Source organism: Schumannella sp. 10F1B-5-1, assembly GCF_006517535.1.
Taxonomy (GTDB): domain Bacteria; phylum Actinomycetota; class Actinomycetes; order Actinomycetales; family Microbacteriaceae; genus Schumannella.
Window position 1 is genome coordinate 1 of record NZ_VHQH01000259.1, and the last position, 284, is coordinate 284.

At 69.4% G+C, this 284-nt stretch carries 1 protein-coding gene; it reads left to right on the forward strand.

Annotation, left to right across the window (positions count from 1 at the left end; translation table 11 throughout):
• Positions 1-96: 96 nt before the first annotated feature.
• Positions 97-284: hypothetical protein (locus FJ658_RS15625; RefSeq protein ID WP_219995802.1), on the forward strand; the 188-nt coding region annotated here is incomplete at its 3' end.

Here is a 284-nt window from a genome sequence, read left to right on the forward strand (position 1 = left end):
GTCCGAAGACTTCGCAGGGCGGATCCGCGGGAGACGCCGACGGATGAGTCTGGTCTCGACGGCCCCACCTCGGGGCCACTGGAAAGGACACCCGACATGCTGTCGACCGTCGCTCTCGCGAGCACCCACTTCCACCCCGGATTCGGGTGGGGCCTCTGGTTCGTCCCGGTGATCTTCTGGGTGCTGATCATCGGCCTCATCATCACCCTCGTCGCCACCCGGCGTCGTCGCTGGCGTCAGATGGGCTGGGGCGGCCCGTGGGGCGGCCCCTGGGCCTCCGCTCA